We start from the raw sequence: 9,867 nt of genomic DNA on the forward strand, positions 1-9,867 counted from the left end.
TGGGCGGCATAGACCTTGCCCCGGCCAGCGTGGAGCTTACCTACGGCCTGGAACGCCTGACCATGTACCTGCAGGGCGTGGAGTCGGTGTACGATATTAAATGGAACGACTCCATCACCTACGGCGACGTGTATCACCAGAACGAATACGAGCAGTCCTGCTATAATTTCGATCAGAGCGACGCCGCCATGCTGCTCCAGCACTTCAACGACTATGAAAAGGAATGTCTGCGCCTTATCGACGCGAAGCTTCCTCTGCCCGCCTATGATTACTGCCTGAAGTGCTCCCATACGTTCAACCTGCTGGATGCCCGTGGGGCCATTTCCATCACGGAGCGCGCCGGCTACATTGCCCGCGTGCGCACGCTTGCTTCCGGCGTGGCCCATCTTTATGCCGCCCAGCGAGAAGCCATGGGTTATCCCATGCTGAAGAAGGGGTAAACCATGAGTCATTTTGTTCTTGAAATCGGCGTGGAAGAACTGCCCGCCCGTTTTCTTGCCTCCCTTGAGCGTGAACTGCACGACCGCTTTGCCGCGCTTTTCGCGGAACACGGCCTGACCTGCGACGAACTTACCGTGGACACCACGCCCCGCCGTGCCGTGCTCCATGCGCGGGGCCTCCTTTCTTCTACTCCCGTGCGCGAAGAAGTGGCCCTCGGCCCTTCGCTGAAGGCCGCCTACGATGCGGAAGGCAATCCCACCAAGGCCGCCATGGGCTTTGCCCGGGGACAGGGTGTGGACGTGGCCGACCTTTTTACTCAGGAAACGCCCAAGGGGGTATATGTGGCCGCCCGCAAGACAGTGGGCGGCGTGTCTGCTTCCTCCATCATTGCGGAAGCCGCTCCTTCCATCATCGCTTCGCTCCCCTTCCCCAAGCGCATGCATTGGGGTGAGAGCCGCTTCCTTTTCGCCCGCCCGCTGCGCTGGGTGGTGGCGCTCATGGATGCGGACGTGGTGCCTTTTTCCGTGGCGGAGGTAAATTCCGGCCGCATGACTACCGGCCACCGCGTACACGGCAAGGGCCCCTTTGAAGTGTCCTGCGCCGATGATTTCGACGCGATTCTTGCGGAAAAGTGCGGAGTCACCGTGTCCGGTGCGGCGCGCCGCAAGGCCGTGGTGGAAGGCGGCAACAGGCTTGCCGCTACCGTGAACGGCCGCGTACTGTGGAAGGAAGGCCTGCTCGACGAAGTGCAGGGACTGAGCGAACACCCTGTGCCCATTCTCGGGGATTTCGATCCCTCCTTCCTGGAGCTTCCCTCCATCGTGCTTCTGACCAGTATGGAAACGCATCAGAAGAGCTTCGGAGTGGAAAGCGAAGACGGCAGGCTTCTGCCTCATTTTCTCACTGTGTCCAATGTGGATTCCCTGGAGCCTGAGCTGGTGAAGAAGGGCTGGGAGCGCGTACTGCGCGCCCGCCTGGAAGACGCCCGCTTCTACTGGAATACCGACATGAAGGCTTCCTTCGAGGTGTGGAAGGAAAAGCTCGACCATGTCATTTTCCTTGGTCCTCTCGGTTCCATGGGCGACAAATGCCGCCGACTTTCCGAGCTGTGCCGCTGGCTTGCCTCTCATCCCGGCGTGACGCGCGCCTCATGTGTGAACCCTGACTCCGCCGCCGTGGCCGGGCGCTGCGCCAAGGCGGATCTGGTTTCCCAGATGGTGGGTGAATTCGACACGCTCCAGGGTATCATGGGCGGCATCTACGGCCATAAGATGGGCCTTGACGACGCCGCGGCTGATGCCATTGCCGAACAGTACCTGCCTGCCGGGCCGGATACCCCTGTGCCCGCCACCGATCTCGGGGCGCTGCTTTCCATGGCCGACAAGGCGGATACTCTGGTCGGCTGCTTCGGCCTCGGCAATATCCCCACGGGTGCGGCCGATCCCTTCGCCCTTCGCCGCTGCGCCCTCGGTATTGCCCGCATACTCATGGAGAAGGGGTATCGCATCCCGGTGGAAGAATTCTTCGCCAAGGCACAGTCACTGTACCGTGACGATATCCGCTGGAAGTTGGAAAAGTCTGAAGCCCTTGCCAAGCTTGGCGAGTTCTTCGTGGGCCGTGTAAAGAACCTCTTCCTCACGCAAGGCAACGATACGCTTCTTGTGGAAGCGGTGATGAACGCCGGTTGCAGCGACGTGTGGGCTGCCTCCCGCCGCCTTGCCGCCCTTGTGGAGGAAAGCGTTAAGCCCGGCTTTGCCGACAACGCGCAGACCTTCAAGCGCGTTGCCAACATCCTGCGCAAACAGGGGGCGGGCGCTCCTTGCACCTTCTCCCGTGAGCTTCTTGCGGAAGAGCCGGAAAAGGCCCTTGCCGACGCGCTGGACGCCATGGGTTCCCGTTTCGACGCACTCTGGGCAGAGGACCGCTTCGATGAGCTTCTGGCCCTTATGGACGGTGTGCGCCCCACGGTGGACGCCTTCTTCAACGGGGTCATGGTCATGGCGGAAGATGAGAAGATCCGCGCCAACCGTCTGGGCCTTCTGCAGGTTCTGCTTTCCCGTATGGGGAGGCTTGCCGATTTCTCGGCCCTGCAGATGTAGCGCGTTTTGACAGTCGTCCGCGCGGGGAAAAGTTTTTTTTCTCTGGCGCGGGCTGTGGAAAAAAGCTATAGGGGGGGGAACACGCGCTCCCCTTGACAGAACGCGCCAAGACGCATAAGAATAACCGTTCTGGCAATAACGGACGGCCTTTTTGTACCGCCCGACAACGTATCGCATCACACCCCGATAAGGGGCTATCATTCTGGAGGATTCCCGTGGCTAATCATGCTTCCGCCATCAAGCGCCAAAAGCAGAGTGTCAAGCGCAATGCCCGCAACCGCGCCGCCCGTACCCGCATCAAGAATGTGGTGAAGGCCGTGCGCGCCGCTATTCAGAAGAACGACAAGGTCGCCGCTGAAGAAGCCCTGAAGACCGCTACTTCCACTGTGTCCAAGATTGCCGGCAAGGGCGTCATTCACTGGAAGAACGCTGCCCGCAAGGTTTCCCGCCTGACCAAGGCCGTCAACGCGCTGGACGCCTAAATTTTCGTTTCTCAGGAAACGCCGGAAGGGAGAAAGCATGGGCTTCCTCCCTTTTGACGTTTAATCGTTCTGCGGAAAAAGATACGCTTGGGAGTATTTGTTCCTTCGGAATGTGATCATGGTCATGGTTTGGAATGGGGAAAGCCTTTATCATGCTACGCGAAACGATGGAGCGGCGTTTTTGAGGATATCTGTCCACCGGTCCTTTTTCTATCTGCCGGATACGACACGGGAAAAGAAAGGCAATGTCCGGCGAGACATGCACGGTGAATGTGCCGGTTCAAGAAATGCGGCTTTCGGCAAAGCGCTGACGGATGCGGAAACACAAAAGCCCGTAGACTGACGGAAAGGCGCCTTCCCTCCGTGCGGGAATGTCCGCTCCAGAGGCGTGCCCGGAGGAACAGGGTTCCGGGAAGGGCCGCTTTTTTGCGGGATTTTTTGCAGGAGCGGACTATGCTGGAGAGTGGAGAAGCTCCCCGCGACATGCGGGAGAGGCTGGGAGTATGTTTCCCGGAACTGGGCGAGCAGGAGACGGAGAGGCTCGCGGCGGCCACGCGGCTTTCCTCCTATGCCAAGGGGGAGTGGATATGTGTGGAGGGGGGCGGCGCTGCCGTGACATGCTGGCTGCTTTCCGGCCATGTCGAGCTTCTGAAAGGCTCCATGGCGGGCAGGAATACCGTGCTGCATGTCGTGCGGCCGGGGCATTTTCTCGATCTCTACGGCGTATTCGGCGGGGGTGTGGCCTTTCTTTCCGCCCGGGCTCTTTCACTGTGCACAGTGCTTTCCATGGAAAACAGGGTGTTCCGCGCGCTCCTTGGGGAAAACATGGGCCTTGCCCAGCGCGTCATGCGGGCGCTTGCCGTGCGTCAGCGTATGTTCATCAATAAGATTGCGGTATCGCAGGGGAAGATTTCCGTCCGCCGTCGCGTGGCAGGCTGGCTCCTGCATAAGGCCCGCGTGGAAAAAAGTCTCGTGCTGGAAGAGGTCATCACGCGCGAGGTACTGGCGGGGCTTCTCGGGCTTTCGCGCGAGAGCCTGAGCCGCCAGCTCAGCCGCTTCGCGCAGGAAGGCATAATACGCCTGGAACGCCGGGCCATTGTGCTGACGGACGAAGAAGCCCTGCGTCGCTGTCTCATGGAGGAATGATGCGCGTCTGTGTCGTGTATTCTTCCCGCACGGGCAATACCCGCGTCGTGGGGGAGCACCTTGCCGGGTGCCTGCAACTTCCGCTCTTTCGCGTGCAGGATGCATCCACCGATTACGACTGCTTCATTCTCGGCTTCTGGACATGGCGCGGCGGGCCGGATGAGGCCATGGCTTCCTTCATGCGCCGTCTTTACGGGAAAAGCGTATTTTTTTTCGGCACCATGGTAGCCGGGCCGGATTCCGCCCTCGCCGAGCGCTGCGCGGAGCGCGCCCGGGCCTTGCTGGAAAAGGGAAGATGCCGTGTGCTCGGGCACTTTTTCTGCCGGGGAAAAATGGATGAGAGGCAGCTTGAAAAAAGCACTCATCCGCTCACGCCGGAGCGTATGACCCGTATCCGCCTCGCCTCCACACACCCTGATGAATACGATCTGCGTTATGCGGAGCGCTGCGTGTGCGAGGCACTTTTTCCGGCCCGGAGTTTCTGTTCTGCGGAAAGGGGCGTGTCTGCGCCATAAGCTTTTCCTCCGCGGCAGAAGGCGCTTTCGTTTTTCCGTGAGGTGGGGCAAAGGGAGGAACTGTCATAAGATAAGGGTGAGGCTGGGAAAAGGCCCGCCGTCCGACCTGAATCTCCCTCTTGAAAAATTCTTTTGTTCAGGCACAATGCGCCTTGCGCGGCGAAGCTTCGCCCGCGCCCTTTCCTCACATACTGCGAGCATGCCATGCCTGAACAGCTTTTCCAGCTTCATTCCTCTTTTGCGCCCACCGGCGACCAGCCCTCCGCCATTGATGAACTGGTGGCGAATCTTCATGCCGGCATACGGGATCAGGTACTTCTGGGCGTTACGGGTTCGGGCAAGACCTTTACCATGGCCAACGTCATTGCGCGCACAGGCCGCCCTGCGCTCATCCTCGCCCACAACAAGACTCTGGCCGCCCAGCTCTACGGTGAGTTCCGCGCGCTTTTTCCAAAAAACGCGGTGGAATATTTCGTTTCCTATTACGATTACTATCAGCCCGAGGCCTACGTTCCTTCCTCTGATACCTGTATAGAGAAGGACTCGGCCATTAACGACAATATCGACAAGCTGCGCCACGCCGCCACCCATGCCCTGCTCACAAGGCGTGATGTCATTATCGTTGCTTCCGTTTCCTGTATTTACGGACTGGGATCCCCGGAGTATTACGCCCGACTCATCATTCCCGTGGAAGAAGGGCAGGCCGTTTCCATGGAAAGCATCATCGGCAGGCTGGTGGACATACAGTACACGCGCAACGATTACGATTTTCATCGCGGTACCTTCCGCGTGCGCGGGGACGTTCTGGAGATCATCCCCGCCTATGAGGACGAGAAGGCGCTGCACATCGAATTTTTCGGCGACGAAATAGACGCCATACGCGAAATCGATCCGCTTACCGGGGAGGTGCTGGGCCGTATTTCCAAAACCGTCATCTACCCCGCGAGCCACTACGTTTCCGACCGCGACAACCTCACTCGCGCCATGGTCGATATACGCGAGGAGTTGCGCGAGCGTCTTGCGCAGTTCCAGGAAGGGGGGAAGCTCCTGGAAGCACAGAGGCTTGAGCAGCGTACGCAGCTCGACCTTGAGATGATGGAGGAGCTCGGATACTGCAACGGCATTGAAAACTATTCCCGCCATCTGGACGGCCGCGCTCCCGGGCAGCCTCCCGCTACGTTGCTGGATTATTTCCCTGATGATTTTCTTCTGTTCGTGGATGAGTCTCACATGAGTATTCCTCAGGTGGGAGCCATGTTCAAAGGCGACCGTTCGCGCAAGACCACGCTGGTGGATTACGGCTTCCGCCTGCCCTCCGCTCTGGACAACCGGCCCCTTCAGTTCGCCGAATTCGAGCAACGCATAGGGCAGAGCATTTTCGTTTCCGCGACTCCCGGCCGATGGGAACTGGACAGAAGCATGGGACTTGTGGTGGAGCAGGTGATACGGCCGACGGGCCTTCTGGACCCGCCCGTGGAGATACGCCCGGTGAAAGGGCAGATGGACGACCTTCTCGGCGAATGTAAGGCTCGCGCCGCCCGGGGCGAGAGAGTGCTCGTGACGACGCTCACCAAACGCATGGCCGAGGATCTCACGGAATATTTCAACGAGATGGGCGTGTCCTCCCGTTACCTTCATTCGGATATCGATACGCTGGAGCGCATCGCCATAATCAAGGCCCTGAGAGCCAAGGAATTCGACGTACTGGTAGGCATCAATCTCCTGCGCGAAGGGTTGGACATTCCCGAAGTGTCGCTGGTGGCCATTCTGGATGCGGACAAGGAGGGTTTTCTGCGTTCCACCGGAGCTCTCATCCAGACCTTCGGCCGCGCCGCACGCAATGCTGAAGGCCGCGTCATTCTTTATGCCGACAGGGTGACGGCTTCCATGCAGGCCGCCATGGACGAGACCGGACGGCGTCGCACCAAGCAGCTCGCCTACAATGAGGAGCACGGCATTGTGCCGCGTACCATCATCAAGGGTTTGGAAAACCCGCTGGACAATCTGTACGGCAAGGAAGAGTATGGCGACGGCGCAAAGAAGAGCAGAGGCGGCGACAAGTCCCGCGACAAGAGCAAAGCCCGTAAAAAGGCCGGAGTGCAGGCGGAAGTTCAGCCCCATGATCCGGCAGAGATTGCCAAGCTCATCGAAGAATTGGAAAAGTCCATGCGCGCAGCGGCCAAGGTACTGGAATTCGAGCGCGCGGCGGAGCTGCGCGACCGCGTCCGCGCCCTGCGCGAAAGGCTCTATGTGAGCGGTCAGGAGGATGCGTAGCGGAGTTCCATGGCAGGGAAGGGCATTCCCATGAGGGCGCCTTTAAAGGCGTGCGCATGTGGAATAGTGTGTTTCTTTTGCGTAAAGAACTTTGAAGGAACATTCGGCATTGATGCAGAAATTGCGTTCTTGTCGATATGAAAGTCGCCCTTTGATGCGCCCGCCGGGGCGGCTTTTCTCTCCCGGGAGAGTCGGGCGGGGACATGCGCAAGGCCTGCGGAAAGATACGGGGCGTTCTCATGCGGGAAAGAACGCCCGTTTTACACGCGCCGGAAAAAGGGCGCGGAGATTTTTCCTTTGAAGGTGCGTCCGGAATGGTCTGTATGGAGGCATGGAGCCTCGGGACATTGCGGCAGGGTACGAAAAAAACGGCATAACGGTTCGGGGCATATCATTCCATGGCAGATCATAAGAAAAATTTTCTGGACGGCATGCGCGACGGCATCCCTATCGCGCTGGGCTATTTCGCCGTATCCTTCACCTTGGGCATTGCATGCCGCAATATCGGGCTTTCGGCGCTTCATTCAACGGTGATGAGTTTCACCAACCTCACCTCAGCCGGGGAGTTTGCCGCTCTCGGCATCATGGCGGCCGGGGCGTCCTACTGGGAAATGGCCCTTTCTCAGCTTGTCATCAACCTGCGCTACATGCTCATGTCGTGCTCGCTTTCCCAGAAAATGGCGCCGGATACGCCCATGTATCACCGTCTTCTGGTGGGGTACGGCGTAACGGATGAGATTTTCGGCATTTCCGTGAACGTGCCGGGCAGGCTGGATCCGTTCTATACCTACGGGGCGATCTGTATCGCCTCGCCTGCATGGGCTCTCGGAACTTTCCTTGGTGTGGTGCTCGGCAACGTGTTGCCTGCCCGCATCGTGGTGGCGCTCAGCGTCGCCCTGTACGGCATGTTCATCGCCATCATCGTCCCCCCGGCTCGCAAGGACCGTCTGCTTGCCGTGCTCATACTCGCCTCCATGGCCCTGAGCTGGCTTTTCGCGCGCCTGCCGCTGTTCGACGGCATTTCCGGCGGTATGAAGATCATCATTCTTACGGTGCTCGTTTCCGGTGTGGCGGCCGTGCTTTTCCCTGTGGACAAGGGGCTTGCCGGGAGCGGGAAAAAAGAGGAAGGAGGGGAGGACCATGCGTGACGCCTATGCCTATATCGCTGTCATGGCCGTGGTGACGTATCTTATCCGCGTGCTGCCCCTTACCCTTATCCGGCGGGAAATCCGTAACGTCACCGTGCGTTCCTTCCTGTATTATATTCCCTATGTCACCTTGTCGGTCATGACTTTTCCTGCCATACTGGATGCGACGGGCAGTCAGCTTTCCGGCTTTGCCGGGCTGGCGGCGGCCGTGGTTCTTGCCTGGTTCGGCGCGAGCCTGTTCAGTGTGGCCGTGGCAGCCTGCGTGCTGGTGTTCGTCATGGAGCTTTTCCTCTGCTGAAAAAGCTTCTGAAAGGCCGGGCAGAAAGGTGCGCATCAGGCGCGCCAAGGGGCACGCCATGAGAATTCCGTCATTTCATGTCATAGACAGGGATACCTGGGAAAGAAGCAGTTATTTCGACCACTACTTTTTTACCCTCAGATGCCGTTACAACATCGGGGCCGACCTCGATATCAGCGCTCTTCAGAGCTTCCGCCGGGAAAAGGGACTGAAGTTCTTCCCCGTCATGCTTTATATCGTCATGCGTGCGGTGAACAACCACAGGGAATTCCGCATGGCCTTCAATGAAAACAAGGAGCTCGGCTATTGGGATGAAGTGTGGCCCTGCTATACCCTGTTTCACCCGGAGAACGAGACCTTTACCGATATTTGGAGCGAATACTCCGAGGATTTCTCCCTTTTCTATGCCACCGTCACGCATGATATGGAGCGTTATCGTCATGTGACGGGAAGGCTCAAAGCGAGGGAAGGCGAGCCAGCCCATATCTGCCCCATTTCCAGCGTGCCGTGGCTTACCTTCACCCACTTCGCCCAGGACTCCTATGCCGGTAGCGATTTTCTCTCTCCGCTCATCAAGTTCGGTAAGTATGAGCAGCGTGGAGAAAAGACCATGATCCCGGTTTCCGTCTACGTCCATCATGCCGTCGCAGACGGATACCATACCTGCCGCCTCATCAACGACATGCAGGAAATGGCATACTTTCCCGAAAAGTATCTACTCTGATCGGCTGCTGTCCCGGCATGCGGACAGGGACTCCGCCGTTTCCGGGCTCATTCCGGCGGGGCAGGGTATCCGCGGGGAGAGGGCATGATCCGGCTTTTTTTTCGCATCCGGGAACGCGCCGAGGCCCTTTTCCGATGGGGGAAAGAGGTCGCCTTTCCGCCGGAGGCAGTACCGCCTGCGCTCCATCTCCATGCGGAAAGCGGGGGATATGAGGCCGTTTCCCGCAGGCGATCCCGGAGCGGAAGAAATGCGGCATACGCCTTTGCTCGCGCACGGCTGCGGCCGTTCATGCAACTTCATGACTTTTCCCTCCCCACGCTTCGCCGGGCCGCCCTCGCTCGGAGGGATTTCTGTCCTTCCGCCTTCTGATGCCGCGGCAGGAAGGCGGCCGTGCCTTTGAACTTCCGACCAGCTTTCCTTCTTCTTTCCGTGTCCTTCGTTCCGGGGAGGGGATATCCCTGCGCGGCGCTTGGGCATGCTTTGTGGCGTTTTTCTGTTGTCCTCTGAATTTTTTGTTGTTTTTTATATAGTTGCAGGCTTTTGCTCCCCCCTCGCCTTTTTGTGCGGACTTCGAAAAAAATGTAAAACGATGCTTGACTTAATTATTACCAATTTATATCGTTTTGTAAGAAATTGATATAAAGTTCAACATGAGGGGGACGGCCATGAAGTATCTTTTTGCTGCCGGCTGCATGCTGAAGCGCCATCAGGGAAGATTTTTGCCTGAAATATATCACTTT

9 protein-coding genes are annotated in these 9,867 nt (G+C 58.5%); all 9 read left to right on the plus strand.

Annotated features, from left to right (window positions below; all coding sequences use genetic code 11):
• A partial coding sequence (locus K8W16_RS03800) for a glycine--tRNA ligase subunit alpha (RefSeq protein WP_304121276.1) occupies positions 1–440 on the plus strand: 440 nt, incomplete at its 5' end.
• A 3-nt stretch (positions 441–443) separates the two neighbouring features.
• Complete coding sequence (gene glyS, locus K8W16_RS03805) at positions 444–2,540, plus strand: glycine--tRNA ligase subunit beta (protein ID WP_304121279.1); 2,097 nt, start codon at positions 444–446, stop codon at positions 2,538–2,540.
• 215 nt (positions 2,541–2,755) lie between these two features.
• Positions 2,756–3,022 carry a 30S ribosomal protein S20 gene (rpsT, locus tag K8W16_RS03810; RefSeq protein WP_077071318.1) on the plus strand — a complete coding sequence of 89 codons (267 nt, stop codon included), beginning with the start codon at positions 2,756–2,758 and terminating at the stop codon, positions 3,020–3,022.
• A gap of 453 nt (positions 3,023–3,475) precedes the next feature.
• The gene (locus tag K8W16_RS03815) at positions 3,476–4,168 is read left to right on the plus strand and encodes a Crp/Fnr family transcriptional regulator (protein WP_304121282.1); all 693 of its coding nucleotides are present in this window, start codon (positions 3,476–3,478) and stop codon (positions 4,166–4,168) included.
• Positions 4,168–4,683 carry a flavodoxin family protein gene (locus tag K8W16_RS03820; RefSeq protein ID WP_304121284.1) on the plus strand — a complete coding sequence of 172 codons (516 nt, stop codon included), beginning with the start codon at positions 4,168–4,170 and terminating at the stop codon, positions 4,681–4,683. The genes K8W16_RS03815 and K8W16_RS03820 overlap by 1 nt, the downstream gene beginning before the upstream one ends.
• Before the next feature lie 204 nt (positions 4,684–4,887).
• Positions 4,888–6,957, plus strand: a complete 2,070-nt coding sequence (gene uvrB / locus K8W16_RS03825) for an excinuclease ABC subunit UvrB (protein WP_304121286.1) — start codon at positions 4,888–4,890, stop codon at positions 6,955–6,957.
• A 398-nt stretch (positions 6,958–7,355) separates the two neighbouring features.
• Positions 7,356–8,105 (plus strand): AzlC family ABC transporter permease, encoded by a 750-nt coding sequence (locus K8W16_RS03830; protein ID WP_304121287.1) that lies wholly within the window; start codon positions 7,356–7,358, stop codon positions 8,103–8,105.
• Positions 8,098–8,403 carry an AzlD domain-containing protein gene (locus tag K8W16_RS03835; RefSeq protein WP_304121288.1) on the plus strand — a complete coding sequence of 102 codons (306 nt, stop codon included), beginning with the start codon at positions 8,098–8,100 and terminating at the stop codon, positions 8,401–8,403. The genes K8W16_RS03830 and K8W16_RS03835 overlap by 8 nt, the downstream gene beginning before the upstream one ends.
• A gap of 58 nt (positions 8,404–8,461) precedes the next feature.
• A complete protein-coding gene (locus K8W16_RS03840) occupies positions 8,462–9,127 on the plus strand; it encodes a CatA-like O-acetyltransferase (protein WP_304121290.1) in 666 nt (221 codons plus the stop codon).
• Positions 9,128–9,867: the final 740 nt, after the last annotated feature.

Origin of the sequence: Mailhella massiliensis (genome assembly GCF_020741395.1) — a bacterium.
Taxonomy (GTDB): domain Bacteria; phylum Desulfobacterota; class Desulfovibrionia; order Desulfovibrionales; family Desulfovibrionaceae; genus Mailhella; species Mailhella massiliensis_A.